The 25,553-nt window shown below is 67.8% G+C and carries 24 protein-coding genes; 8 read left to right on the plus strand and 16 right to left on the minus strand.

Features of this window, described 5'->3' with window-relative positions:
• Positions 1–83 precede the first annotated feature (83 nt).
• Positions 84–959 carry an NAD(P)-binding domain-containing protein gene (locus tag ACFWPK_RS21015; RefSeq protein WP_378918218.1) on the minus strand — a complete coding sequence of 292 codons (876 nt, stop codon included), beginning with the start codon at positions 957–959 and terminating at the stop codon, positions 84–86.
• A gap of 69 nt (positions 960–1,028) precedes the next feature.
• Here ACFWPK_RS21015 and ACFWPK_RS21020 point away from each other — a divergent pair, with 69 nt between their 5' ends.
• Positions 1,029–1,385, plus strand: coding sequence for a winged helix-turn-helix transcriptional regulator (locus tag ACFWPK_RS21020; protein ID WP_378918220.1), 357 nt, complete (start codon positions 1,029–1,031; stop codon positions 1,383–1,385).
• A gap of 52 nt (positions 1,386–1,437) precedes the next feature.
• On the opposite strand, the gene ACFWPK_RS21025 is transcribed toward ACFWPK_RS21020, so the two are convergent.
• The gene (locus tag ACFWPK_RS21025) at positions 1,438–2,274 is read right to left on the minus strand and encodes a phosphoribosylaminoimidazolesuccinocarboxamide synthase (RefSeq protein WP_378918222.1); all 837 of its coding nucleotides are present in this window, start codon (positions 2,272–2,274) and stop codon (positions 1,438–1,440) included.
• A 186-nt stretch (positions 2,275–2,460) separates the two neighbouring features.
• On the opposite strand from ACFWPK_RS21025, the gene pepN reads away from it, so the two are divergent.
• The 3 genes from pepN to ACFWPK_RS21040 all read left to right on the plus strand — a co-directional run bounded on the left by pepN (position 2,461) and on the right by ACFWPK_RS21040 (position 6,475).
• The gene (gene pepN, locus ACFWPK_RS21030; protein WP_378918224.1) at positions 2,461–5,052 is read left to right on the plus strand and encodes an aminopeptidase N; all 2,592 of its coding nucleotides are present in this window, start codon (positions 2,461–2,463) and stop codon (positions 5,050–5,052) included.
• Positions 5,053–5,220: 168 nt separating this feature from the next.
• Positions 5,221–5,826 (plus strand): ClpP family protease, encoded by a 606-nt coding sequence (locus ACFWPK_RS21035; protein WP_056821541.1) that lies wholly within the window; start codon positions 5,221–5,223, stop codon positions 5,824–5,826.
• Positions 5,827–5,884: 58 nt separating this feature from the next.
• On the plus strand, positions 5,885–6,475 hold the full coding sequence (locus ACFWPK_RS21040; protein ID WP_056821542.1) for a ClpP family protease: 591 nt from the start codon (positions 5,885–5,887) through the stop codon (positions 6,473–6,475).
• Positions 6,476–6,495: 20 nt separating this feature from the next.
• Here ACFWPK_RS21040 and ACFWPK_RS21045 read toward each other — a convergent pair whose 3' ends face one another.
• From ACFWPK_RS21045 to ACFWPK_RS21055, 3 genes are read right to left on the minus strand one after another with little or no spacing between them, the layout of a single operon-like run.
• The gene (locus ACFWPK_RS21045) at positions 6,496–7,329 is read right to left on the minus strand and encodes an SDR family oxidoreductase (protein WP_378918225.1); all 834 of its coding nucleotides are present in this window, start codon (positions 7,327–7,329) and stop codon (positions 6,496–6,498) included.
• Between the two features lie 34 nt (positions 7,330–7,363).
• Positions 7,364–8,839 carry a flavin-containing monooxygenase gene (locus ACFWPK_RS21050; RefSeq protein WP_378918226.1) on the minus strand — a complete coding sequence of 492 codons (1,476 nt, stop codon included), beginning with the start codon at positions 8,837–8,839 and terminating at the stop codon, positions 7,364–7,366.
• 37 nt (positions 8,840–8,876) lie between these two features.
• Complete coding sequence (locus ACFWPK_RS21055) at positions 8,877–9,845, minus strand: patatin-like phospholipase family protein (RefSeq protein WP_378918227.1); 969 nt, start codon at positions 9,843–9,845, stop codon at positions 8,877–8,879.
• Positions 9,846–9,905: 60 nt separating this feature from the next.
• On the opposite strand from ACFWPK_RS21055, the gene ACFWPK_RS21060 reads away from it, so the two are divergent.
• Positions 9,906–10,520, plus strand: a complete 615-nt coding sequence (locus ACFWPK_RS21060) for a TetR/AcrR family transcriptional regulator (protein WP_378918228.1) — start codon at positions 9,906–9,908, stop codon at positions 10,518–10,520.
• A gap of 45 nt (positions 10,521–10,565) precedes the next feature.
• Here the strand turns inward: ACFWPK_RS21060 and ACFWPK_RS21065 are convergent, their stop codons facing one another.
• From ACFWPK_RS21065 to ACFWPK_RS21095, 7 genes are all read right to left on the minus strand, one after another.
• On the minus strand, positions 10,566–10,967 hold the full coding sequence (locus ACFWPK_RS21065) for a helix-turn-helix domain-containing protein (RefSeq protein WP_378918230.1): 402 nt from the start codon (positions 10,965–10,967) through the stop codon (positions 10,566–10,568).
• 181 nt (positions 10,968–11,148) lie between these two features.
• Positions 11,149–12,348 carry an alpha/beta hydrolase family protein gene (locus ACFWPK_RS21070; RefSeq protein ID WP_378918233.1) on the minus strand — a complete coding sequence of 400 codons (1,200 nt, stop codon included), beginning with the start codon at positions 12,346–12,348 and terminating at the stop codon, positions 11,149–11,151.
• A 111-nt stretch (positions 12,349–12,459) separates the two neighbouring features.
• On the minus strand, positions 12,460–13,326 hold the full coding sequence (locus tag ACFWPK_RS21075) for an alpha/beta fold hydrolase (RefSeq protein WP_378918400.1): 867 nt from the start codon (positions 13,324–13,326) through the stop codon (positions 12,460–12,462).
• A gap of 140 nt (positions 13,327–13,466) precedes the next feature.
• Positions 13,467–13,931, minus strand: coding sequence for a DUF5130 domain-containing protein (locus tag ACFWPK_RS21080; RefSeq protein WP_378918234.1), 465 nt, complete (start codon positions 13,929–13,931; stop codon positions 13,467–13,469).
• Positions 13,918–14,193, minus strand: coding sequence for a hypothetical protein (locus ACFWPK_RS21085; protein WP_378918236.1), 276 nt, complete (start codon positions 14,191–14,193; stop codon positions 13,918–13,920). The genes ACFWPK_RS21080 and ACFWPK_RS21085 overlap by 14 nt, the downstream gene beginning before the upstream one ends.
• A gap of 75 nt (positions 14,194–14,268) precedes the next feature.
• Complete coding sequence (locus tag ACFWPK_RS21090; protein WP_378918238.1) at positions 14,269–15,870, minus strand: glycoside hydrolase family 13 protein; 1,602 nt, start codon at positions 15,868–15,870, stop codon at positions 14,269–14,271.
• A gap of 250 nt (positions 15,871–16,120) precedes the next feature.
• Positions 16,121–16,534, minus strand: a complete 414-nt coding sequence (locus tag ACFWPK_RS21095) for a globin (RefSeq protein WP_378918240.1) — start codon at positions 16,532–16,534, stop codon at positions 16,121–16,123.
• A 164-nt stretch (positions 16,535–16,698) separates the two neighbouring features.
• Here ACFWPK_RS21095 and ACFWPK_RS21100 point away from each other — a divergent pair, with 164 nt between their 5' ends.
• The gene (locus ACFWPK_RS21100; protein WP_378918242.1) at positions 16,699–17,412 is read left to right on the plus strand and encodes an HNH endonuclease; all 714 of its coding nucleotides are present in this window, start codon (positions 16,699–16,701) and stop codon (positions 17,410–17,412) included.
• 19 nt (positions 17,413–17,431) lie between these two features.
• On the opposite strand, the gene ACFWPK_RS21105 is transcribed toward ACFWPK_RS21100, so the two are convergent.
• Positions 17,432–18,001 (minus strand): helix-turn-helix domain-containing protein, encoded by a 570-nt coding sequence (locus tag ACFWPK_RS21105; protein ID WP_378918244.1) that lies wholly within the window; start codon positions 17,999–18,001, stop codon positions 17,432–17,434.
• 67 nt (positions 18,002–18,068) lie between these two features.
• On the opposite strand from ACFWPK_RS21105, the gene ACFWPK_RS21110 reads away from it, so the two are divergent.
• Entirely contained in the window at positions 18,069–18,761 is a 693-nt protein-coding gene (locus tag ACFWPK_RS21110; protein WP_378918247.1) for an AzlC family ABC transporter permease, read from the plus strand.
• Between the two features lie 28 nt (positions 18,762–18,789).
• Entirely contained in the window at positions 18,790–19,110 is a 321-nt protein-coding gene (locus ACFWPK_RS21115) for an AzlD domain-containing protein (protein ID WP_378918249.1), read from the plus strand.
• A gap of 282 nt (positions 19,111–19,392) precedes the next feature.
• Here the strand turns inward: ACFWPK_RS21115 and ACFWPK_RS21120 are convergent, their stop codons facing one another.
• Genes ACFWPK_RS21120 through ACFWPK_RS21130 form a run of 3 tightly spaced genes read right to left on the minus strand, consistent with a single transcriptional unit; the run spans position 19,393 to position 25,422 of the window.
• A complete protein-coding gene (locus tag ACFWPK_RS21120) occupies positions 19,393–20,064 on the minus strand; it encodes a hypothetical protein (RefSeq protein WP_378918251.1) in 672 nt (223 codons plus the stop codon).
• Between the two features lie 4 nt (positions 20,065–20,068).
• Positions 20,069–20,539 carry an acyl-CoA thioesterase gene (locus tag ACFWPK_RS21125; RefSeq protein WP_378918253.1) on the minus strand — a complete coding sequence of 157 codons (471 nt, stop codon included), beginning with the start codon at positions 20,537–20,539 and terminating at the stop codon, positions 20,069–20,071.
• A complete protein-coding gene (locus tag ACFWPK_RS21130; protein ID WP_378918255.1) occupies positions 20,536–25,422 on the minus strand; it encodes an NAD-glutamate dehydrogenase in 4,887 nt (1,628 codons plus the stop codon). Before ACFWPK_RS21130 ends, ACFWPK_RS21125 begins: the two co-directional genes overlap by 4 nt.
• Positions 25,423–25,553 lie beyond the last annotated feature (131 nt).

The following is a 25,553-nucleotide window of genomic DNA, read 5'->3' on the forward strand; positions in this document are numbered from 1 at the left end:
CGACCCTCGCCGGTCACCGCGCGATCGGGCCTGCGGCCCGACGACCGCGCTCGGCTCCCGATCCAGCCGAATACAGCGGCAGGTCACAGGCCGGTGAGACCACCGCGCAGGACTGCGTAGAGCTCTGTGGGGTTGCCGGATTCAGCGGCTGACTTATCGATCAGGTCGATGGCGGCGGCGGTGAACTCGTCGCTCTGCGGCTGCACATAGTCCGCCGGGTTATCGATGCCCGGCGCATATCCCTCGAGCATGGCCGCCATCGCCTGAAGGAAGGGCCCCATCAACTCGGCCAGGCGCGCGGCCGAACCGCCGGTGGAGCGGACCATCGCGCCGCCCTGGCGGAACGCGGCGAACATGGCGTACATGCCGCCGAGGATCGATACGTCGTACATGGCGGCGGCGCCGAGGTCCTCGCCGACGAATTCGGCGCGACCGAACGACTCCAGCACCGGGCGGAATCGCTCGAATCCGGCGGTCGCACCGCTGTAGAGCACGAAAGCCGCAGGCCCGCCGATCATCTCGGGCACCGCCATGATGCCGCCGTCGATCAAGGCGACCTGCTCGGTTTCGGCCCAGCGACCCAGCGAGCGCGCCTGCTCGGGCGTGGTGGTGGTCAGGTTCACCACCACTTTCCCGCGCACGTGTGCGGCGGCGGGCTCGAGGTGCTCGCGCACCGCGGCATCGTCGAGCAGGCACAGGATCACCAGGTCCCCCGCCGCCATCGCCTCGGCGGAGTCGGCAGCGATCTTCGCGCCATCGGCCACCAGCGGCTCGGCCCGCGCCGCGGTGCGGTTCCATACCGTCACCTCATGGCCGCCGGCCAAGAGGGCCTTAGCCAGCGCGGCGCCCATCGCACCGAGACCGATCACCGAAACACGCTGTGCTGCAGTCTGGTTGGTCATTGTTCCCCTTGATCCGAAGCTCTTCGCTGCCGGTCGGCAACGCCTCTCAAGAGTCACCTTTTGCGCTACAATCGACAAGTACCGACTCTAAAGTGCAATACCAACCAAAAAGTCAGTAAGGCAGCCATGAAGCAGCGAGACCGGCCATATTCCTGCGGTATCGATGCCGCGCTCGATGTCGTCGGCGGCAAGTGGAAAGCGCTGATCCTGTGGGCCCTGTCCACCGGCACCCAACGCTTCGGCGACCTGAAACGCCTGGTCCCCGGCGTGACCGAGAAGATGCTGATCCAGCAGCTACGCGAACTGGAGCACGACGGCATCATCAGCCGCGAGGTCTACGCGCAGGTGCCACCGAAGGTCGAGTACTCACTCACCGACCGCGGGGTGTCACTCAACGCGGCCCTGGCCTTGCTCGGCGCCTGGGGCAACGAGAACATGAATCACATCTGCGCGGTCAAGGGCGTAGACGCACCCGTGCACTGATCCGCGGTTCGAAAGGGTGCGGCGCCGGGGTATCGACCGGCGCCGCCTCAGCTCAAGCCTGGGCCCCAGCCCACTTCTGGCCGGTGATGCGCTCGTAGGCCTCTTCGTACTTGCGGCGCGTGCCCTCGACGACGTCGGCGGGGATCTCGGGGCCCGGGTATTCCTTGTTCCAGCCGGTGGAGGTCGACCAGTCGCGCACGAACTGCTTGTCGAAGGAGCGCTGGGCGCGGCCCGGCTCCCACTCGTCGGCGGGCCAGAAGCGCGAGGAGTCCGAGGTCAGCACCTCGTCTCCGAGGGTGAGAACATCACCGTCCCACCCGAATTCGACCTTCGTATCGGCCACGATCACGCCCGCCTTCGCCGCGTGCTCGGCCCCGCGCGAGTAGATCTCCAGGGTCAGATCACGCAGTTTCTCCGCGACCTCGCGGCCCTCCTGGTTCACCACGTCGGCGAAGCTGATCGCCTCGTCGTGCCCCTCGGAAGCCTTGGTCGACGGCGTGAAGATCGGCTCGGGCAGCTTGTCCCCATCGCGCAACCCCGAAGGCAGCGCGATCCCCGATACGGTCCCCGACCGCTGGTATTCCTTGAGACCCGACCCGGTCAGATACCCGCGCGCGATGCACTCGACAGCCAGCATCTTCAAGGGCTTCACCCGGATCCCGCGCCCGGCGAACTCCGCGGGCACATCGGTCGCCGAGACCACGTGATTCGGAATCCCGCTGAAGTACTCGAACCACCAGTTCGACAGCTGCGTCAGCAACGCGCCCTTGTCCGGAATCGGCGTCGGCAGCACCACGTCGTAGACCGAGACCCGGTCCGATGCGACGAGCAGCAGGGTGTCGCCGTCCTCGTAGAGGTCACGAACTTTCCCGGCGTGCACATGCTTCAACGTCGAGCCTCCGAATCTCCGGTGCGGTACCTGCGGGTTTCCCCGAACTCTACCGGCCCGCCCGAAGCCGGTAACACGCCTACCCGGCCCGCCCGTCGCCGGAAACTCGTGAGCGGGCGCGCACGGCAAGTGGCATTGTGGACGCCGAACTACCGTGCCGTGTTCGTCGAGGAACGAAGGAGATCTATGTCCGCCCCGAATCTCACCCGCGACCAGGCGGTCGAACGCGCGGCCGTGGTGGCCGTGCAGAACTACCGGATCGAACTCGACCTCACCGATCAGCCGCGCGGCGCCGGGTCCGAGGTGTCGGACACATTCGGGTCGAAGACCATCGTCGGCTTCACCGCCACCCCTGGTGCGAGCACCTACATCGATCTGGTGGCGTCGCGGGTGCGGTCGGCGGTGCTCAACGGGGTCGCGCTCGATGTGAGCGCCTATGACGAGTCGACCGGAATCGCGTTGTCCGCGCTGGCCGAGAACAACGAGCTGGTCGTCGAGGCCGACTGCGAGTACTCGCATACCGGTGAGGGTCTGCACCGGTTCGTCGATCCGACCGACGACAATGTGTACCTGTACTCGCAGTTCGAGACCGCTGACGCCAAGCGGATGTTCGCCTGCTTCGATCAGCCCGATCTCAAGGCCACCTTCGACATCGTCGCCACGGCGCCGTCGGACTGGGTGGTCATCTCCAACGGCGCCGATATCGAGCAGCACAAGGTCGGCGCGGTCGTACGCCACACCTTCGCCACCACCCCGCGGATGAGCACCTACCTGGTCGCCATGATCGCGGGCCCGTACGCGAAGTGGTCCGATACCTTCACCGACGCGAGCGGCGAGATCCCGCTGGGTCTGTACTGCCGTGCCTCGCTCGCCGAGCACATGGACGCCGAGCGGCTGTTCACCGAGACCAAGCAGGGTTTCGAGTTCTACCACAACAACTTCGGCGTGCCGTATGCCTTCGGCAAGTACGACCAGCTGTTCGTGCCCGAGTTCAACGCGGGCGCGATGGAGAACGCGGGCGCGGTCACCTTCCTCGAGGACTACGTGTTCCGGTCCAAGGTGACCCGCGCGTCCTATGAGCGGCGCGCCGAGACCGTGCTGCACGAGATGGCGCACATGTGGTTCGGCGACCTGGTCACCATGAAGTGGTGGGACGACCTGTGGTTGAACGAGTCGTTCGCGACCTTCGCCTCGGTGCTGTGCCAGGCCGAGGCCACCGAATACACCAGCGCCTGGACCACTTTCGCGAATGTGGAGAAGTCCTGGGCCTACCGCCAGGACCAGCTGCCCTCCACCCACCCGATCGCCGCCGACATCCCCGACCTGCACGCGGTGGAGGTCAACTTCGACGGAATCACCTATGCCAAGGGCGCTTCGGTGCTCAAGCAGCTCGTCGCCTATGTGGGACTGCAGCCGTTCCTGGCCGGCCTGCGTGACTACTTCGCCGAACATGCCTACGGCAACGCCACTTTCGATGATCTCCTCGCGGCGCTGGAGAAGGCCTCGGGGCGTGACCTGTCGGACTGGGGCGCGCAGTGGCTCAAGACCACCGGCCTCAATATCCTGCGGCCCGATTTCGTCGTCGCGCCGGACGGCACGTTCTCCAGCTTCGCGGTGGTGCAGGAGGGCGCCGCGCCGGGGGCGGGCGAGTACCGCGTGCACCGGATCGCTGTCGGTGTCTACGACGATGTCGACGGCAAGCTGGTGCGCACCGAGCGCGTCGAGCTCGACCTCGACGCCACCGGGCGCACCGAGGTGCCCGAGCTCGTCGGCGTGCCGCGCGGTGCGCTGGTGCTGGTCAACGACGACGACCTCACCTACTGCTCGCTGCGTCTCGACCCCGATTCCCTCGACGTGGTCGTGCAGCGTGTCGGTGACATCGCCAGCTCGCTGCCGCGCACGCTGGCCTGGTCGGCGGCCTGGGAGATGACCCGTCAGGCCGAGATGAAGGCCCGCGATTTCGTCGCGCTCGTGCAGCGCGGAATCGGCTCCGAATCCGAGATCGGGGTGGTGCAGCGGCTGCTCATGCAGGCCAACACCGCCATCTCGAGCTACGCCGATCCGGTGTGGGCCGCGCAGGAGGGCTGGCCGGGATACGCCGACCGGCTGCTCGAACTCGCGCGCGGTGCCGAGGCGGGTTCGGACCATCAGCTGGCGTTCGTCAACGCGCTGACCGGCGCGTTGCTGGAATCGCGTCACATCGAGGTGCTGGAACAGTTGCTCGCGGCCGATCCCGCGGCAGCCGGTCTCGCCGGTCTCACCATCGACACCGACCTGCGCTGGCGGATCGTCACCGCGCTGGCGGCGGCGGGCCGGATCGACGCCGACGGTATCGACACCCCGACCATCGACGCCGAACTGCAGGGCGACCCGACCGCGGCAGGCAAGCGTCAGGCGGCCACCGCGGCCACCGCGCGCCCGATCGCCGAGGTCAAGGCGCAGGCCTGGAACACGGTGATGGGCGACGACTCGGTGCCCAACATCACCGCCCGCGCCATCGTCGGCGGGTTCGCCCCGGCCGGTCAGGGTGCGGTGCTCGCGCCGTACGTGGACAAGTACTTCGCCGAGATCCCCGCTGTGTGGGACCGCCGCTCGAGCGAGGTCGCGCAGACCGTGGTGATCGGCCTGTACCCGCACTGGGCGATCAGCGAGGAAGCGGTCGCCACGGCCGACGAGTTCCTCGCCGGCGACCACCCGCCCGCCCTGTACCGGCTGGTCTCCGAAGGCCGGGCCGGGATCGAACGTTCCCTGCGCGCAAGGGAATTCGACGCCAAGTAAGTAGCTCGACCCGAGGGCCCGGTACTGCGATTTCGCGATACCGGGCCCTTGCCCTTTCCGGAGCACGCGGCCTTCGGACACCCGACGGGATCGGCTCGCTGCTGTGAGCAGATCTGCTGGGGGCAGCAATGGCGGCGAATCATGCGGGGCGCGAGGCACCGTGGACCTATGGCACACGACGACAAGACTCCGATGTTCAGCTGGCGGGCCCGTGAGCAACTGTTCGGGCGGCGGATCCTCGTCCTGGACGGTCCACTCGACGACGACAACGGCACCCTGCTCATCACCCAGCTACTCACCCTCGCCGCGCAGAGCCCAGAGGCCGGGATCTCGCTGTGGATCCACTCCCCCGGCGGTTCGGTGCCCTCGATGCTGGCGATCCGCGATGTGATGCGGCTCGTTCCCTGCGAGGTCTCCACCCTGGCCCTCGGATTGGCATGCAGCGCGGGACAATTCCTGCTTTCCTCCGGCACCCCGGGTAAGCGGTACGCGCTGCCGCACGCCCGCGTCCTCATGCACCAGGGATCGGCGGGAATCGGCGGCAGTGCGGTGGAGGTGGAAGTGCAGGCCGACGATCTGCGCCACACCGTCGACACCGTGCTCGGTCTGATCGCCGCCGACACCGGACAACCCTTCGACCGCATCTACGAGGACTCACTGCACGACCGCTGGTTCACCGCACCCCAGGCACTCGAGTACGGGTTCATCGACCACATCGTCGAATCGTTCGACCAGGTCGTTCCGAACCGGCACCGCATCGGGATCACCGCATGAGAGCCGTTGCCGCACAAGCGGTTTCGAGGACGTTCATCACCATCCGGAAGGCCATCTCATGACCTACACGATTCCCAACGTCGTCTCCCAGCATCGTGGCGGTGGTGAGCGGATCACCGACATCTACTCGCACCTGCTCAGCGAACGCATCGTCTACCTGGGCACCCCCATCGACTCCGGGGTCGCCAACGCGCTCATCGCCCAGCTCCTGCACCTGGAATCCGACAGCCCCGGCCAGGCGATCAGCCTCTACATCAACTGCGAGGGCGGCGACCTGTCCGCCATGCTCGCCGTCTACGACACCATGCGATTCATCAAGGCACCGGTGCACACCACCTGTGTCGGCCAGGCGATCGCCGTCGGCGCCGTCCTGCTCGCGGGCGGCGCACCAGGCCATCGGGCGATGCTCCCGCACACCCGAATCGTGTTGCACCAACCCGCGACTCGTGGCCAGGGCACCATCCCCGACCTCATCCTGCAGGCCGACGAGATCGTCCGGATGCGCGCGGCGATCGAGGCGATCCTGTCCAAGCACACCGGTCAGACTCCGGAAACCCTGCGCCGCGATACCGACCGCGACCGGGTGTTCACGGCCGAGACCGCGCTCGAATACGGGCTCGTCGACCAGGTTCTGCACGAACGCGAGTGATCGGGCGCGGTCTTCGGGAATCACTGCTTTTCGATGCGGTCCAGGTAAGCACGGCGGACGTTGTCGTCGACGCGGGTGATGGCGGCGTCGTCGTTGGCGACCTTGCGGAAGGCCCGCATCACCGGCTCCGGCACCAGGCCGGACGCGTTCGCCATCAGGCCGACATACCCGGGCACCGCGGTCTCGGCCGCCCGGGTCTTGACCGTGCGGACCACGGCGGCGGCGATGTCCTCAGGGTCGACGGCGGGCAAGATGCCGTAGTCGATCCCGGAGCTGAGTTCGGTGCGCACCGCGGACGGGAGGACCGCGCTCACGCTGACTCCGGTGGCGTCCATTTCCAGCCTGGTGGCGGCGGTCAGGCCGACCACCGCGTACTTGCTGGCGTTGTACACGGCCAGCCCCTTGATCGGGAACTTGCCCGCCAGCGAGGCCACATTCACCACGTGGCCGTAGCCGCGCTCGACCATGGCGGGCAGGGCAAGGCGCATGCCGTGGATGACGCCGTAGACGTTGACGTCCATCGTGAGCTGGTCGATGCGGTCGGACTGGTCGAGGAACGGGCCGTTCGGCATCACACCCGCGTTGTTCACCAGCACGTCCAGTGGACCGCGCCACCGGGCAGCCGCCTCGAGAAACGCTGCGTAGGAAGCCTTGTCGGTGACATCGAGCGCGTGGCCCATCGCGTGGTCGCCGAGCTCGGCGGCGGCCTGCACGGCCAGCGCTTCGTCGAGGTCACCGAGCGCGACGTACGCGCCTGCCTCGACGAACGCCTTGGCCGTGGCGAGTCCGATGCCGCGGGCGGCGCCGGTGATCGCGATGGTGGCGCCGTCGAGGTCGATCCGTGGGTAGCTCATGTGGTGGCCTCTCGTCGGTGGTGTGCGCGTGCGCTCATGCGAGCACCGTCGCGTCGTCGGTGATGGTGAAGTCGGTCGGGTCGAACGTGCTGACGCGGGTTCTGAGCTCACCGGTGGACCAGGGCCAGCTGAAACTGTTGCGGCCGTTGGCGTCCATGTAGTAGCTGTGGCAACCGCCCGCGTTGTAGACGGTGCCTGCCAGCGCGGCTTGCACCTGGTCGACGTAGCGCGCCTGTACCTCGGGACGCACGTCCAGCACCGCCCAGCCTTCGCGCCGGGCGCTCTCGATCGCCGAGACGAGGAAGGCGACCTGGGCTTCGAGGATGGCGAACGCCGAGGAGTGGCCGGTGCCGAGGCTGGGCCCGAGCACGGTGAACGCGTTGGGGAAACCGGTGGTGACGGTGCCGAGGTAGGCCTCGGGCGAGCCCTTCCAGTGCTCGGCCATGGTACGGCCGTCGGCGCCGCGGACGATGTCGGCCAGCGGGGTGTCGAGGATGTGGAACCCGGTACCGAGGATGACGGCGTCGACCTCGGCGGTGGTGCCGTCGGCGCCGACCACAGTGTTGCTACGGAATTCGGTGACCCCGGTGGCGTGCACGTCGACGTTGCTCTTGGTCAGCGACTGGAGATAGCTGTTGGAGAACAGGATTCGCTTGCAGCCGAGCAGATATTCCGGGGTCAGCTTCGCCCGCAGTGCCGGATCACGCACCACGGCACGCAGATACGCCGAGCCGACGGCCTGCACGGTCTGCATCAGCGGCCGTGGATGCCGGAACGCGACTCCGAGACCTTCCATCAGCGCGTATTCGGTCGATCGCAATGCCTTGTGCGCGAACGGGAATCGTCGCATCACCTTCTTCTCGAAGCCGGGCACGCGGTGATCGAGCTTCGGCAGCACCCACTGCGCCGTGCGCTGGAACAGGTGCAGTTCGGCGACATCGGGCTGGATCGCGGGGACGAACTGCACCGCGGACGCACCGGACCCGACCACCGCGACCCGCTTGCCACGCAGGTCGTAGTCGTGATTCCAGCGCGCGGAGTGGAAGACCTCACCGGGGAATTCGGCCAGACCCGGAATCTCGGGCAGGCGCGGTTCGTTCCACGGACCCGCGGCCGACACGACGAAGCGGGCACTCAGCGGGCCTTCGCTGGTGTCCAGCCGCCACAGCTGCGCGGCATCGTCGAACCGCGAACCGACCACCTCCACCCCGAACCGGGTGTGCTCGGCCAGCCCGTGCTCGCGCGCCACCCGGTCGACATAGTCGAGGATCTCGGGCTGGGGCGCGAACAGCCGCGACCACTCGCTGTTCGGCGCGAAGGAGAACGAGTACAGGCCGGACGGGACGTCGCACGCGCAGCCGGGATAGGTGTTGGCCCGCCACGTGCCACCGAAGGTGTCGGCCTTCTCGACGATCACCACATCCTCGACCCCGGCCTCGATCAACTTGATCGCGGCACAGATGCCGGAAACACCCGCTCCGATCACAACAACCTCGTGCTGGCGGCTCATACGACTACTCCTTCGAACGAAACGAACGGCACGCTGATCACAGCGCGTCGGCGACTCGGGTCGCCGAACCGCGGCGGGCAGCGGCGATGGTGGCAGGGCGGCGGGCCGAATCCATGAAGTTCGGGCCCATGGCGGCGAGTTCTTCGGGGCCCGGTTCGACGCGGATCACGCGGGTGCCCGCAGCGCGCAACAGGGCCACTTCGCGGTCGAGGCCGCGGGTCATCTGCGTGCGCAGCAGACGTTCGATCCGGTTCAGGCCGGTGGCCGGTGCCCCGCCCTCGGACGTCATCGGGGCGATGATCACCACCTCGTCGAGTTCCAGTGGCACCAGCAGATCGGCCGATACCGACGACACCGAACCACCGTCGACGTAGTCCTTCCCGTCGATCCGCACGGGCGGGAACCACCCGGGGATGGCCCAGGACGCGGCGATCGCGTCGCCGAGATCGACCGGCGCCGCACCAGCCGCGACCGATTCTCCGGCCGACGCGATGTGCGTGCGCGCTCCGTTCGCTCCGAAGGCGACTCGCTCACCCGTTGCCGCGTCGGCGCCGACCACCCAGGTCGCGGGGTGGCTCACCCAGCCGCTCGGGGCGGCCAGCGCCTGACCGAAGGAACGCAGCCAGGCGGCGTCGCCGCGGCCGCGCGGAAGGAGCCCGGCCAGCGCGGTGTAGGGCGCACGGGCGCGCACACCGGCGCCGACCAGGCCGAGGCCGGGGAATCCGGGCCTGGGCAGCGGGGGGAATTTGCCGGGGTCGACGGCGACATGACCGGCCAGGATCGGGTCGGCGCCAGGGGCCGCGTCGAGGGCGGCGAGCAGGTCGGCGGGGGTGCGCCCGGAGCCGAGCGCCGCCACGAGTTCGGCGCCCGCGGAGGTGCCGATCAGGACATCGGCGGTGCGGGTGTCCCAGTTCATCGCGCGTTCGACGGCGTCGAGGGCTACGGCGGTCCAGGCGAAGCCGAGCAGGCCACCGCAGCCGATCGCTAAGCCACGTCGTGTAGTCATATTTCGAATACTAACGGTATTTGAATTCCAGCGGTAGCCCATTTTGCTAAACTCCCGCACATGGCCAGGATGACGCGCAAGGAGTCGCACGCGCTCACGCGTGAACGATTGGTCGAGACCGCCAAACGACTGTTCATGGCCGACGGCTACAACGTGACCCCGCTGGAGAAGGTGGCCACCGAGGCCGGATTCTCCAAGGGCGCCGTGTACTCCAACTTCGCGACCAAGCACGAACTGGGCCTGGCCGTGCTCGACGTGGTGCACGTGGAGCGCGCGCAGTCCCTCGTGGACGCGATGATGCCGCACGACACCATGGCGGCACGGATCGAAGGTTTCGCGCGATGGGCCGACGAGAACATCGGTGATGTGGGCTGGACCGCGCTGGAAGTCGAGTTCGCGACGAGCACCCGGCACATGCCCGAGATCCGCACCGAACTCGCCGAGCGCCGACGCACCCTGACAACGATGCTCGCCACAGTCATCCAGACGCAGTCCGACCAGCTCGGCCTCGAGCTCTCGATGTCCGCGGAAGATGCCGCGCTGCAACTACTCTCGCTCGGTATCGGCCTCGGCGTGCAACGCGCGATCGACCCCGAACTCCCCGTCAGCGCGATCGTCGATCTACTCCGCAGCCAGATCGCCGCCGCGCGAACAACCGCGACTATGGACAGTTGATCACCATGACGTCACGCAAGGCCTGTTGATCTGATCGGCCCCGGGTCAGGCGGCGAGCAGGACCGCGTTCGGGGCCAGGGCGATGGGGGCGGAGTGGGAGGGGGCGATCTGGCGTTGTCCGCCGAGCACCACCGCACGCGTCGGCACCAGCGCGTGCCTGCGCATGGATTCGGCTACCTGGGCCACGAGATCGCCCAGCGAGGTGCCGAGGGCGCCGGCCAGGGCTGCGATCATCTCGCTCGACGGCTCTTTGCGGCCGCGCTCGACTTCGGAGAGGTACTGCGGCGAGATGCCCGCGCGACCCGCCGTGTCGACGAGGGTGGAGCGCTGTTCCAGGCGCAGCGCGCGCAGGCGTTCGCCCAGCGCCTCACGCCAGAGTGGTTCCGGCCGCGACTGCTGTTCGCCGCGTCCGCCTGGAATCACCCGCAACCCGTTGTGCTCGCCCATACTCCGAGCGTAGGGATGCCGGGACCGAAACACCCGGCTCTTCTGCTCTCGGCGTAACCACCAACCCAAGGGGCCCGCCCTGATCTGGACTGAGCGGAGGGTGCGACGAAGGAGTACCCGGAGGGAGGGAAGATCAGGGGCCCGAAGGGCCCCGCCTCGAGCGCGCCAGCGCTCCAAAAATTCAGCGTTTGATGCCGAAGCGGGTGTCGGCCCAGCCGAGGGCGTCGGCGAAGGAGGCGGAGACGATTTCGCTGTGGTCGACGTCGTCGTATTTGCGGTAGTCGACCGACTCGCCGCGTCCCTGCTGTTCGGCGACCATCGCATCGGTCGCGTTCTGCGGGACGGTGAGGTCGGAACGGCCCTGCAGAACTAGGACCGGAACGGTGAATCGGAGTCCGCTCGGGTCGTTGTCGTCGAGGACTCGCAGCAGCCCCGAGACGTCACCGTCGGAGGTGAAGACGTCCTTCGCCGACAGACCACCCCACTTGCCCTTGTCGCGCAGACCGCCGGTGCATTCGGAGTCGACGACCGGCAGCAGGGATTGCGCACGGCCGGTGAGGAATCGGGCGGGGTCCACATCGGTCACCGTCTGGGCGCCGCGAACCAACAGCGGCAGGTACACCGACACATCGCCGGTACCCAGTTTGCCCAGCGGATTCGACGCCGCCCACTTCGCCATGCGGACCTGTTCGCCCAGGTGCGAGGCGGGTGCCAGCGCGATGGCGCCGAGCAACGGCGAATTCGGCGTCCAGCCCTTGGCGTCGACGGCGGCGAACAGGGCCGCGTGACCACCTTGCGAATGCCCCATCGCCACCCAGCGTGATCCGACCGACTTGTCGATTTCCCTTGCCGCCGTGGCGAGATCGGCCATCGCACGCTGTTCGGTCTCGCCGATCATGTATCCGTGACCGCCCGGCGTCCCCAAGCCCTGGTAGTCGGTTCTGGCGACCGCGTACCCCTTGGCCACCCAGCGAGCTTGTTCGTCTCTGCTCGGCGAGGAACCTTCGGAGCGCGAGGCCGCGCAGACATCGGCGACCCCGGTGCTACCCGGCCCCCAGGAAATGAGCGGCCAACCCCCTGCGGGCGCAACACCTTCGGGCACCGCGAGCGTCCCCGACACCGCGACGGGCTTCTCCTGCGCGTCCAGCGACCGGTACAGCGTCAGGTAGTTACGGGCACCGGGCACGACCTGCGCGCCGGTGAGCGGCTGCGAGCGGATCACCGAACCACGCTGTCCCGGAATCGACTCCGCGCTGGGGTTGTAGAACACGGAAAGAGGTGCGGCCGCGGCGAATTCGACCGGTCGGCTGTCCTGCGCGCAGGCCGACGCCGTCAGCGCCAGGCACGCCGCCGCGAGCACCCGAGTGATACGTGCGTGCAAGTTTCCCCCCGATATGCCGACGGCCGACGATGTGGCCGATAGACCGCCGACCAGGTTACTCGATGCCGCCCGGACGGCTGGGCACCCCCGATGCCCAGCCGTCCGCCGGACTCAGCGCGCGACCCGGCCGAGGAAGTCGCGGATCAGCGCGGCGATCTCGGGTCCGTGTGTCTCCAGCGCGAAGTGACCCGCGTCGAGCAGATGCAGTTCGGCGTCGGGCAGGTCGCGCAGGTAGGCGCGGGCACCGTCGGCGCCGAAGATCTCGTCGTGCTCACCCCAGGCGATGAGTGTCGGCGGCCGGTGCTCGGCGAAGTACTTCTGGAAGCCGGGGTAACCGTCGAGGTTGTTCTTGTAGTCGAAGAACAGCTGCAGCTGGATCTCCTTGTTGCCGGGACGGTCCAGGTAGGCCTGGTCGAGGGTCCACGTATCCGGGCTGACCAGCGCGCGCCGGTCGGCCGGAACACCGTGCGTGTACTGCCATTTCGTGGCGTCGAGCTCGAGCAGCTTGCGCACTTCGGGCTCATGGGTGACGCGGTCGGTCGCGTGCGCGAACAGCACCTCCCAGAACGGGGTGAAGCCCTCCATATAGGCGTTGCCGCTCTGGGTGATGATGGCACTGACCCGCCCTGGGTCGCGCGCGGCGATCCGCAGACCGATGGGGGCGCCGTAGTCCTGGATGTAGAGCGCGAAGCGTTCGATGCCGAGGGTGTCGAGCAGTTCGCGGGTGAGCTCGGTGAGCTTGTCGAAGGTGTAGTCGAATTCGTCGACCGACGGCATGGACGACTGGCCGAAGCCCAGGTGATCGGGGGCGATCACGTGATAGTCGTCGGCGAGCGCAGGGATGAGGTTGCGGAACATCACCGAGCTGGACGGGAAGCCGTGCAGCAGAAGCAGAGTCGGCTTGTCCGGGTCGCCCGCCTCGCGATAGAAGAGGGACTGGCCCTGGATCTCGACGGTGTGGTGGCTGATCTGGTTGATCATGGCACTTCCTAACTCTCTAAATGACTTTTAGAGGTTATAACTCGACAGGCGGCGGCCGTATTCCTTCGTCACGAAAGTCCGCAAACACCAACGGCGCGTTCACCATGAGGTGAACGCGCCGTCCGGAAGAGAACGAGCTAGCGGCCGATCGCGGCGGCCATCACGCGGGTGGCCGAGATCAGGCCGTCGATCAGGTTGCCCTGACGGAACGAGGCCAGGGCGGCGGTGACGCCGAGCTGGCAGATGCGGTCATTGGCGCGCTCGGCCACGTCGGCACCGGAGCGGACCTCGATCGCGCCCTGGTTCGGGGACACGGCGATGAGCACCGAATCGGCCGACTCCGGGGTGCTCGGCAGGATCGCGTCGGCACCGGCCGCCGGATCGGAACCGAGATCGCCGAGGTAGATGTTGAAGCGGATCTTGGTGGCGCGGGTCGCCTCGGTGAGCGCGTTGTCGAGGCAGATGCGCTCGTGATCGGTGAACGGCACCTCGTCGAACACGGTGCCGGGCTCGTGCACGCCGGACACCCGACCGCTGCTGGTCAGGGCGAACCCGTGCGGGAGGTCGGCCTCGACCACCGCGGGCCAATTAGAACTTGCCACTTGCCCGGCCTCCGATCAGCTCCGCATGCGCGGTTTCGAGAGCCGCATGACCATGCGGCTCGGCGGTGTGGTGCCCCGCCGCGGCGGTCACCTCATCGGTAGCACTCCACAGCACCGGCCGGTGGGTCCACTTCTGCCCGAGTGCGAAGTGGGCCGGCTTCTCACCGGGGAATGGCTTACCGAGATAGGACAAACCCGCGATCGCGAAGTAGATCGCGGCCGGGATGCCGACGAAGATCAGCACTGTCTCGAGAATGCTCACGCACCAACGGTAGACGATGCTGTGTAGTAGTTCATCCTCCGGCCATAGGTTGCCGCACCGCGTGTCCGGCCGCGGCTACACCAACCACGCCGCCGCGTTCGGGGGCAACCGATCGTCGGCCACCGGTGCGCTCGACAGCAGCACCTCCCCCGGCGGCAGCTGGATCGGGCTGTCGGAGGCGTTGAGCACGCAGGTCAGCCCGCCCGGACGACGGAAGGCGAGACAGCCGTCGGGACTGCCGTACCACTCGATCCGCTGGCCGGCGAACTCCGGCCGGGTGGCGCGCAGGTCGATCGCCAGGCGGTACAGCGACAGTGTCGAGTGCAGGGTTTCCAGTTGCGCTTCGACGGTGCGGTCGGCCCAGTCGACGGGGATCGGCAGCCACGGCTTGCCCTCGGTGAAACCGAACGGCGTGGCCGGACCCTCCCACGGCATCGGGACCCGGCAACCGTCGCGACCGCGTTCCTTGTGGCCGGTGCGCTCCCACACCGGGTCCTGCAAGACGTCGTCGGGCAGGTCGTCGACATTGGGCAGGCCCAGTTCGGCGCCGTTGTAGACGAACACCGCACCGGGCAGGGCGAGTTCGACCATGACCATCGCCCGCGCCCGCGCGACACCGGTCTTGCCGCCGCCGTAGCGGGTCACCTCGCGTTCGATGTCGTGGTTGGACAGCGTCCAGGTGGGTGGGGCACCCGCGTCGGCCACGGCCTCGAGGGAGTGGGTGATCGCGTCGTGGACGGCCTGCGCCGTGAAGGGAGTCTCGGCGAGGCGGAAGTTGAATGCCAGGTGCAACTCGTCGGGGCGGACGTATTCGCCGAAGCGGACGTTGTCGTCGACCCAGACCTCGCCGATCGACACCGCGTGCGGGTAGTCGTCGAGCACCGTGCGGATGCGGCGGTGGATGGCGTGCACGCCGGGGTTGTTGAAGCGGGGATCGTCGTCGTCGTGCACCAGCATCTTGGTTTCGACTTTCGCCATGTCGGGCAGGCCTTCGGGCTTGGCCATGCCGTGCGCGACATCGAGGCGGAAACCGTCGACGCCACGGTCGAGCCAGAAGCGCAGGGTCTTCTCGAAATCGTCGGCGACCTCGGGGTTGTCCCAGTTCAGGTCGGGTTGTTCGGGCGCGAAGATGTGCAGGTACCACTGCCCGGGGGTGCCGTCGGGCTCGGTGATCCTGGTCCAGGCGGGGCCGCCGAAGATGCTCGGCCAGTTGTTGGGCGGCTCGTCGCCGTTCTCGCCGCGACCGTCGCGAAAGATGTAGCGGGCGCGTTCGGGGCTGCCCGGCGCCGCATCCAGCGCCTCGGCGAACCACGCGTGTTCGACGCTGGTGTGGTTGGGCACCAGATCCATCGTCACTTTGATCTCGCGGTCGTGCGCTTCGGCGATCAACTCGTCCAGCGCCCCGAGCCCGCCGAAGAGCGGGTCGATATCGCGCGGGTCGGACACGTCGTAGCCGCCGTCGGCCTGCGGTGACCGCATCACGGGACAGATCCACAGCGCGTCGACGCCCAATAGCTCCAGGTACCCCATCTTCTCGCGTACACCGCCCAGATCACCGACACCGTCACCATCGGAGTCAGCGAACGAACGCGGATAGACCTGATAGAACACGGCGGTTTTCCACCACGGAGCGGTGCTTGCTTCCCCCGGCACCGGCGAGGCAGGTGTCTGTGTCACACCCGCAATATTGCCAAAGTTCGCCCGCAATATTCATGGGGGGCCGAGACTTTCTGCGAATCCGGCAAATCACCAGCGTTCGCCACGCCACGGAGAAACATCGTGGTAAAGGAGGGCACCGTCGCGAAACCAGACTGCTATCTGCCCGTCATCAGCGAACACCGGGCACCCGTAGGCTCAGGCGGGGCGTCTATCGGGCGTCTATGGGGCGTTCTGGAGGGAAGCTGCGGGAATGCGGTGTACGCCTGGGTCAGCTCGGGGCGTTCTGGAGGGAAGCAGCGGCCATTTGGAAGTAGTCCAGCAGGGCCTTGCGGTGTTCGTCGTCGAGGATCGACGGTTCGATCTCGCCGACGGCGATCCGCATGCACCGCATCCACGCGTCGCGCTCGAGCGGGCCGATGACGAACGGGTTGTGGCGCATGCGCAGGCGCGGGTGCCCGCGCTCGTCGGAGTAGGTGCGTGGACCACCCCAGTACTGTTCGAGGAACATCCGGAACCGGCGCTCGGCCGGGCCGAGGTCCTCCTCCGGGTACAGCGGACGCAGGATCTCGTCGGCCGCGACCTCGCGATAGAACACCGACACCAGACGACGAAACGTCTCGGCGCCGCCCACGGCTTCGTAGAAGGAGGTCGTTGTCTGCTCACCGGTGCTCACGGGTTCCATTGTGCCCCGTTCACCAGGGTCACGAACGCGCCGCCCTTCAACCACAGTTCATCCGGAAGTTTGAAAAATAGCCGTGCAATACCGCCGGAACCATGGTCAACTGGGGGCAGTATCGGCCCCAGATACCACATGATCCTGCCAATCATGAAATTGAGGTCAAGAGGATGAAGCAGCGACCGAGCGCCCGTTCACACGAGGCGCGCACGCATCGACAACTCCAGCCCGCCGACGTCCACAACCGTGGCTCGGGGGCTATTCCGCTGCACATCTTGTCCGATCACCATCCGGGCGCACACGGTCTTCACGACCTGCCGCATCTCCCCGCGCCACTGCATCTCGCCGGAGACCACGACGCCGCCGCTTGGCGCAAACGCCGGGTCCTCCTCCTCAACGCCACCTACGAGCCGCTCACCGCGCTGTCCGCGCGTCGCGCTGTCGTGCTGCTGATCTGCGCCAAAGCAGACGCCGTCCACGACAATCCCGAAGGCCCGGTCCTGCATTCGGCAGGCTCCCAGGTAGCGATTCCGTCCGTCATCCGCCTGCGCACCTATGTGCGGGTGCCCTACCGCGCCCGCGTGCCGATGACCCGCGCCGCGCTCATGCATCGCGACCACTACCGATGCGGGTACTGCGGCGGCAAGGCCGAGACCATCGACCACGTGATCCCCCGCAGTCGCGGCGGCGAGCACTCGTGGGAGAACTGCGTCGCCAGCTGCGCCCCCTGCAATCACCGCAAGGCCGACAAGATGCTGGCCGACCTGGGCTGGCACCTGCGCCACCCGCTGGTCTCCCCCAAAGGCCCGCACTGGCGGCTGCTGTCCACCACCGCCGATCTGGATCCGATCTGGTTGCAGTACCTCGGCGAAGGAGCCGCCTGACACACCGCCCTCGATCGGTTCAGGCGCTCTCGATGACCATCGTCGCCCAGGTTCCCGGTTCGAGGGCCTCGAAGATATGCGGGAGATCACCCAGGTAGCGGATGTAGTCGCCGGGGCGCATCTCGACGGGCTCGTCGGCCGGACCCACCATGGCGTGGCCCACTGCGAGCACGACGTGTTCCACGACGCCGGGCGTATGCGGTTCCGAGCGCCGGATATGGCCCGGTTCGGCCGCGATGCGGTAGACGTCGCAGCGGGTGTGTGACTGGCCTGCTGCGAGCAATGTCACCCGGTAGTCGGCGTCGGCTGCCGGGACCGGCGATCCCTCGTCGGCGCGGATCACCTGAACGTTGGACCGAGGCGGGTCGAGTAGCCGGGAGAACGGCATTTCCAGGGCTACGCACAGCGCCCACAGGGTTTCCAGGCTGGGGTTTCCAGTGCCCGATTCCAGTTGCGACAGTGTGGATTTCGCGACACCCGCCCGATTGGCGACCTCGGTCAGCGACAGGCCGGCGCGGGCGCGCTCGCGGCGCAGCGCCGCGGCGATCACCGCCTGGGGCGGTCCGACGACAGGGTCCTGCCGGTCCATCTACGCCTCCTGGGTGCTGGCGATACCGCGTTGACTTTACCCACCCGATGCGTTCAATATAAACAACATGCGTTCGATCTGGCGAACACTCGACCGGGGAACCGTGGCTGCCGTAGCCGCGGCGTGCTTTGCCGTCGGCCTGTTCGGTGTGTCCTACGGTGCGTCGACGATCGCGGCCGGGTTTCCCATGTGGATGCCGATCGTGATGGCGGTGACGGTGCTGGCAGGCGGGTCGGAGCTGCTGTTCTTCGGGATCGTCGCGGCCGGCGGTAGTCCGCTGGCCGCGGTGGTGGCCGGGCTGCTGCTCAACGCGCGGCACCTGCCGTACGGGTTGTCGGCGCCGGAGGTGTTCGGACGCGGCTGGAAGCGGGTGCTCGGCATCCACGTCCTCAACGACGAGTCGGTGGCCTTCGCCGCGGCGCCGGGCAATCAGGAACGCAAACGCGCCGCGTACTGGGCGTGCGGAATCGGGGTCGCGCTGTGCTGGCCGCTGGGGGCCACCCTCGGTGCGGCGCTGGGTTCGCTGGTGCCGGATACGTCGGCGCTCGGACTGGACGCGGTGTTCCCGGTGATCCTCTTGGCGTTGATCCTGCCCGCGCTGCGCGATCGGGCGACAGCGCGGCCGGTGCTGGTCGGCGCGGGACTGGCCGTGGCCGTCGCGCCGTTCGTACCGGCGGGGCTGCCGGTACTGATCGCGCTCATCGGGCTGGTCTTCGCATTGCGTCCACCCGCGCCGATCACGGAGCCGGTGGCGTCATGAGGACACCAGCGGTCAGCGTGGTGGTCGCATGAACGCGCCATACCTGCTGCCCGCCATGCTGGCGCTAGCCGTGGGAACGTACGCACTGCGCTGGACCGGGCCCGCGATGCGCCATCGACTGCGGCTGTCCCCCAGAGCAATTCACCTCCTCGACACCGGCGCCCTCATCCTGCTCGCGGCCCTGGTCGCGACAGCCACACTGCCGACCGGCTCCGGCCACCTCGGCATCGCCCTGCCCGCTGGCGTGGGCGTCGGCGGAGTCCTCGCGTGGCGGCGCGCTCCCCTGCTGGTGACTGTGCTGGCAGCAGCCACAACAACCGCACTGCTACGCCTCGTCGGCGTGCACTGACCCACACCACAGCCCTACCGCACTACCAGCCCCACCTTTCACTCCAAGACCGCCATGACCGCACTCCCAACCCCCACCCGCGACCCCTAGGGAGCGGCGGCCACGAAGTGGCCGGTCCGCGGCCGGGTCGCCGGTTAGCGCTCGAAAGCGCTGAGCCGAAGGCTCTAGTCTCGAGCGCTAACCGGCGGCCCTTTGGGGCCGCGGACACGCGCGCGCCAGCGCGCCGATAAACACAGCCAAACCTGCCTGGGACTACCAGAGCTGAGACCAGATACACCCAACTCAACTGGGCGACAACGAAATTCCACCACCCAGTCGACGAGCCACCGATCCGTACCGAGCATCCAGCCGCAACCACGTCCGGGTAGCCCGCACACGAACCAGTTCCGAAGGCTGGATCCGACGTGACTCGGTCTTCTCCCCCGCATGCGGGATGAAATCCATCGCGGTGAGGGCGAAGACGACACGCATCGGTACCTGGACCTCGATATCGCCGGGGCCCGTGACCGTGAGCACCGACTGGTCGAGGAGCGAGGCGGGCGGCCCTTTGGGACCGCCGTGTTCGCGGGCCACATCCGCGCCGCGTTCGGCCAGTTCGACCAGGGTGCGCGCGGGGACGTCGTCGACGTGCGTGAAGCCGTCGGTCGGCGGGAGGGCGCCACGCCAGGCGGAGTCCATCGAGTAGCCGAGGTCGATCGGGTGGCCGGTACTCAGACCCGCGAGGACCGCGTCCGCACCGACGGTGACATCGTCGACGCCGAGTTCAGCGGTGATCGTGCGCACCGCGAGCGTCTCGAAACCCGTTGCCACCCAAGCTGATACGAGGCTGGACCCCCGCCGCCGCAACCGGACGACAGCGGCCGGGTCGAGGCGGATGGCGCGGGTGAGGAAGGTGGCCAGGTTCTCGCGTTCGGCCGGGTCGGGCGTGTGGAGCACCCGCTGTTCGGAGCTCACGAAATCAGGCCCGCCACAGCGCCAGGTAGTCGCGTTCGGACTCGCTGAGCCTGCGCAGCCGCTGGGTGTCGATGTCGAACGCGGCGAGCTGGGTGGTCGCGATGACCGCGGGCGGCGAATCGGGGGCCGCGCCGCTGGCACGCACCTCGTAGCCGATGGTGAAATCGACCGCCCGCAATTGCTTGACCCACATGGCGATGTCGAGCGGGGTGTCCTCGTGACGCAACTGCCCGCGGTACTTCACATGCAGGTCGACCAGCACACAACCCTGCCGCCCCATCGACGCCGTCGGCTTGTCGTCGTCGAACAGCCACGGAATGCGCGCCTCTTCCAGCAGTGTCACCATCCGAGCGTGGTTGACGTGCTGGAACACGTCCATATCCGACCAGCGGATCTCGACCTTCGCGTGAAAACGCTGCGGCAACACCAGCTCCGGTGCGGGCGTGGCGGTGTTGCCGTTCGGCGAACTCGTCACCGTGGTACCTCCGATTGGGCGCCCACCCCGCTCACCATGCTCCGCACCTGTCGCGCGGCAACCGACAGTGTGGCGAGGTCGTGGGTCCCGGACTCGAACAATTCCGACAGTGCCGCGCGCGCACGGCCCAGCCGGGACTGGTTCTTCGACTCCCAGTATGCAATTTTCTCGTCGGAGGTTTCCTCCGGGTCACCCCCGGACAGCACATCGAGGGTGAGCGAGCGCAACGAACCGTACATGTCGTCGCGCAGGGCGAGCCGCGCCAATGCGTGCCAGCGGTCGCCGCGTTCGAGGTGGCTCACCGCCTCGAGCAGCCAGTCGATCTTGAGATGCTCGTTGAGCGCGTAGTACAGGGCGCCCACCTCGGCGCCGTCCCGATCGGTGATATCGGCGATATCGACGATGTCGAGCAGCGGGAACAGCCCGAGCAGCCCGAACACCTCGGTGGCCAGGTCGGTGGGTGCGCCGCGGGCGATCAGCTCGGCCGCGCCCTGGGTGAGCGAGTCGACGTGGTGCCCGCGCAACCAGCCCGGCACCTGCGGCGCCAGCTCCTGCACCCGGCGGTGATAGCGGTTGATCTCGGCACCGACCGCGATCGGCTGCGGCCGGTTGGTCAGCAGCCAGCGCGATGCGCGATCCAGCGTCCGCTTGGATTCCAGTTCCAGCAGGTCACAGACCCCGGTCGGAGCGTCGGCACTGCGGATGCGCGACCACACGTCGTGCAGCTGGAAGATCTCGGTGGCCGCCGCGAACGCGCGCACCGAGTCGGAGGTGGTGGCGCCGACCTCTTCGTTGAGCCGATGGGCGTAGGTGATGCCGCCGTAGTCGACGACCTCGTTGACGATCATCGTGGTGATGATCTCGCGGCGCAGCCGGTGCTTCTTGATCGCCGCGCCGAACTGTTCCCGCAGCGGGGTCGGGAAGTACAGCGGCAGCTTGCTCGCGAAATGGGTGCTGTCGGGCAGGTCGGTATCGAGCAGGTCGGCCTTGAGCCCGAGCTTCACGTGGGCGAGCAGGTTGGCCAGTTCGGGCGAGGCGAGGCCGGCGCCCTCCTCGCCGCGGCGAACCAGTTCGGCTGTCGACGGCAGCGCTTCGAGCTCCCGATCGAGGCCGCGTCGCTGTTCGAGATCGGCGATGACGCGGCCGTGCACGTTGAGCATCCGGGGCGCGTCGGTGCGGGCGATGCCGATCAACGCGTTCTGATCGACGTTGTCCTGCAACACCATTCGGGCGACCTCATCGGTCATCGAGGCCAGCAGCGGATTGCGGTCGGCGGAGGCGAGGCCACCGGCGCTGACCACACCGTCGAGCAGGACCTTGATATTGACCTCGTGGTCGGAGCAGTCGACGCCCGCCGAGTTGTCCAGGGCATCGGTGTTCATCTTGCCGCCGTTGCGGCAGAACTCGATCCGGCCGAGCGCGGTGGCGCCCAGGTTGCCGCCCTCACCGATCACCTTGACCCGCAACTGATTTCCGTCGACGCGCACCGCGTCGTTGGACTTGTCGCCCACCTCGGCATTGGATTCGGTGCTGGCCTTCACATAGGTGCCGATGCCGCCGTTCCACAGCAATTGCACCGGCGCGAGCAGGATCGCGCGCACCAGCTCCGGCGGTGAGAGCGTCTGCACCGCGTCGGGCAGGCCGAGCGCTGCCCGTGCCTGGGGCGAGATCGGCACCGACTTCACGGTCCGCTCGAACACGCCGCCGCCCTCGCTGATCAGGCTCCGGTCGTAGTCGGCCCACGAGGATCGCGGCAGCGCGAACAACCGCTCGCGTTCGGCGAACGAACTCGCGGCGTCGGGGTTCGGGTCGAGGAAGATGTGCCGGTGGTCGAACGCGGCGACCAGCCGGATGTGGGGCGAGAGCAGCATGCCGTTGCCGAATACGTCACCGCTCATGTCGCCGACGCCGACAACGGTGAATTCGTGGCTCTGGGTGTCGATGTCCATCTCACGGAAGTGGCGTTTGACCGCTTCCCACGCGCCCTTGGCGGTGATGCCCATCGCCTTGTGGTCGTAGCCCGCCGAGCCGCCGGAGGCGAAGGCGTCGCCGAGCCAGAAGCCGTAGCGCATGGCCACATCGTTGGCGATATCGGAGAAACTGGCGGTGCCCTTGTCGGCGGCGACCACCAGGTAGGTGTCGTCGCCATCGCGGCGCACGACCCGATCGGGCGGCAGCACCGCGCCGGTGGCCAGGTCGACATTGTCGGTGACGTCGAGCAACCCGGAGATGAAGGTGCGGTAGCAGGCGACGCCCTCGGCGATGCTCGCCTGGCGGTCGACGGCCGCGTCACCGACCGGAGCGGGCGGACGCTTCACCACGAAACCGCCCTTGGCACCGACCGGCACGATCACCGCGTTCTTCACCGCCTGCGCCTTGACCAGCCCCAGGATCTCGGTGCGGAAGTCTTCGAGCCGGTCCGACCAGCGCAGACCGCCACGCGCTACCGAGCCGAACCGCAGGTGCACGCCTTCCACCCGCGGCGAGTACACGAAGATCTCGAATTGCGGTCGTGGCTTGGGCAATTCGGCGATCTCGCGCGGCTCCACCTTCAGTGCCAGGTAGTCGCGCGGGCGGCCGTCGGCGTCGAGGACGTAGTTGTTGGTTCGCAGCGTGGCCTTGATCAGGCCCAGCATGGCGCGCAGGATGCGGTCGGCATCCATGCTGACCACCTCGTCGATCCCGGCCCGCACCCGGGCCTCGAGCTCGACGGCGGCCTCGGCGGAGACGGTGGCCGGATCGAATCGGGCGGCGAACAGGTCGACGAAATCGCGCGCGACCTCGGGATGAGCCAGCAGCACACGCGCGATATTGACCTGGGAGTACGGGAATCCCGCCTGCTGCAAGTACTTCGCGTACGCACGCAGGATCGCGACCGACCGCCACGGCAGGCCCGCGCGCAGCACGAGTTCGTTGAGACCGTCGGCTTCGGCGCGGTCGTACCAGACGGCTTCGAAGGCATCGGTGAATCGGGTACGCAACGCGTCGATGTCGCCAGGCGCTTCGAGTAGCGCGGCGTCGATGTCGCCGCCGAGCGCGTTGCGAAGCAGTTCGGGACGGGCCTGCAGGCCGAAATCGTAGATCCAGCGCTCGGTGCCGCCCTCGTGTTCGAGCTGGTAGGGCCGTTCGTCGACCACCTCGACGCCCAGGCTCTGCAGTACGGGAAGCACCTGGCTCAGCGACACACCGGAACCGGCGATGTAGAGGCTGAACCGCCACGAACCGGGCTCCGCTTCGGGCCTGCGGTACAGGTACTGGTCGATACCGCCCTCGGTGAGCTGCTCGAGGCGCACGATGTCGGCCAGCGCGCGAGCGGGGGTGAAGTCCTCCTTGTAACTCTCGGGCAGTGCGTCCGAATACCGTTTCACCACAGCGGGATCGAGCACCGTGGAGGAGGCGACCGCGTCACCGATCCGGTCGTCCCAGGTGTGGCTGGCGGCGTTGAGCAGGCTCTGCAGGCGCAGCCGGTTTTCCTCGGAGGTGTCGGGGGCCGCTTCGCCGGTGGCCTCGCCGGGCAGCATCACCGTGAAATACACACTGGCGAGCTCACCTTCGCTCACCCGCGCCGAATAGTCGATATCGACGCCGCCGAGTTCGGCGACCAGGATCTCCTGCATCTCCAGGCGCACCGCGGTGGTGTAGCGATCGCGCGGCAGATACACCATGCAGGCCACGAAGCGGCCGTAGTCGTCGCAGCGCAGGAAGAGCCGGACCTGCCTGCGCAATCCGACGCCGAGCACCGCGACGGCGGTGCGGCGCATGGTCTCGGTGTCGGCGGAGAACAGTTCGGTGCGCGGGAAGGACTCGATCACCTCGAGCATCGCCTGCCCGGAGAAGGAGTCCTTGTCGAACCCCGCACCCTCGATCGCGGTGCGCACCCGGCGGTTGATCACCGGGATATCGAGGACGTTCTCGTGCACCGCGCTCACGGTGAACACCCCGATGAACAGGTGTACCCCCACCTCCGTGCCCGCCTCGTCGACATCGGCGACACCGACGAAGTACGGGTACACCGAGCGGTGCACGGTCGCGCGCACCAAGCCCTGGGTGAGCAGCAGCAGCGGGCGGTCCTCACCGTTGATGGGCACCTGGAAATCGGTGCCGACATCGGGGCGGAGTACGCCGAGGCTGGCGCCGGGCACCGCCGTGGACACCGTGTGGCCGCCTTCGACGCCGCGCCGGTAGCGGGCATAACCGAGCAGGGTGAAGTTGCCCGCGGCGAGCCAGCGCAGCAGCTGGGCGCAATCGGCCACATCGACGCCGGGGAACGGTGTGGAGCCCGCGGCGGCGGCGCGGTCGAGCTCATCGGCGAGCGAGCTCTGCACCGCGGCCATGGCCTCGGTGTCGTCGATCACCTGGCGGACGTCGTCGATCACCTCGGGCATGGTGCGTTCGATGTGGTCGAGCTGCGCCCGGCTCGTCGATGGGTGCAACTGCAGGTGCATCCACGATTCGGCCAGCCCGGTCGCGCCGTGGCCGTCCACCTCGTGCGGCGCGGCGCCGATGAGGTGTCCGTTCTCGTCGCGGGTGACTTCGAAGATCGGATGGATCACCTCGGAGACACTCACCTGCATCCGGCCCAGTGCCGCGGTGACCGACTCCACCAGCAGCGGCATGTCGTCGGTGACGACCTGCACCGCCGCGCCCATCCCGGTCCCGTCGTCGGGGTGGTGCACCCGCACCGTCGCCTTGCCGGGGCGGCGAACGGCGGCCAATTCCATGTGGTGGCGGAAGATCTGGGTGATACCGGGGATCGGGAAGTCCACGTCACCGGCATCGACGTGTCGGAAATACGCCTCCTCGAGAGTCGCGAGATCGCCGCGCAAGCTCTGCGGCATTCCCGCGGCCCACGCCGCGCTCGAGATTTCCGACGAGACCGTCATCGTTTAGCCCACTCCCATGGATTGTGGTTCGCTTCGATTTCGCAACTCAGGTGACGCGTTTTCGAGACTAGCTCCGGGTACTCGAACACGCTGAGGGAATTCGGGCTTGCCGCGCCGGTAACTTGCGGAAT

This window comes from Nocardia sp. NPDC058519 (assembly GCF_042719755.1).
Classification (GTDB): domain Bacteria; phylum Actinomycetota; class Actinomycetes; order Mycobacteriales; family Mycobacteriaceae; genus Nocardia.

Coding starts and splice junctions, on each gene's coding strand:
- ACFWPK_RS21020 (WP_378918220.1), top strand. CDS start 1,029: ATGAAGCAGCGAGACCGGCCATATTCCTGCGGTATCGATGCCGCGCTC.
- pepN (WP_378918224.1), top strand. CDS start 2,461: ATGTCCGCCCCGAATCTCACCCGCGACCAGGCGGTCGAACGCGCGGCC.
- ACFWPK_RS21035 (WP_056821541.1), top strand. CDS start 5,221: ATGGCACACGACGACAAGACTCCGATGTTCAGCTGGCGGGCCCGTGAG.
- ACFWPK_RS21040 (WP_056821542.1), top strand. CDS start 5,885: ATGACCTACACGATTCCCAACGTCGTCTCCCAGCATCGTGGCGGTGGT.
- ACFWPK_RS21045 (WP_378918225.1), bottom strand. CDS start 7,329: ATGAGCTACCCACGGATCGACCTCGACGGCGCCACCATCGCGATCACC.
- ACFWPK_RS21050 (WP_378918226.1), bottom strand. CDS start 8,839: ATGAGCCGCCAGCACGAGGTTGTTGTGATCGGAGCGGGTGTTTCCGGC.
- ACFWPK_RS21055 (WP_378918227.1), bottom strand. CDS start 9,845: ATGACTACACGACGTGGCTTAGCGATCGGCTGCGGTGGCCTGCTCGGC.
- ACFWPK_RS21060 (WP_378918228.1), top strand. CDS start 9,906: ATGGCCAGGATGACGCGCAAGGAGTCGCACGCGCTCACGCGTGAACGA.
- ACFWPK_RS21065 (WP_378918230.1), bottom strand. CDS start 10,967: ATGGGCGAGCACAACGGGTTGCGGGTGATTCCAGGCGGACGCGGCGAA.
- ACFWPK_RS21095 (WP_378918240.1), bottom strand. CDS start 16,534: ATGGAACCCGTGAGCACCGGTGAGCAGACAACGACCTCCTTCTACGAA.
- ACFWPK_RS21100 (WP_378918242.1), top strand. CDS start 16,699: ATGAAGCAGCGACCGAGCGCCCGTTCACACGAGGCGCGCACGCATCGA.
- ACFWPK_RS21105 (WP_378918244.1), bottom strand. CDS start 18,001: ATGGACCGGCAGGACCCTGTCGTCGGACCGCCCCAGGCGGTGATCGCC.
- ACFWPK_RS21110 (WP_378918247.1), top strand. CDS start 18,069: ATGCGTTCGATCTGGCGAACACTCGACCGGGGAACCGTGGCTGCCGTA.
- ACFWPK_RS21115 (WP_378918249.1), top strand. CDS start 18,790: ATGAACGCGCCATACCTGCTGCCCGCCATGCTGGCGCTAGCCGTGGGA.
- ACFWPK_RS21130 (WP_378918255.1), bottom strand. CDS start 25,422: ATGACGGTCTCGTCGGAAATCTCGAGCGCGGCGTGGGCCGCGGGAATG.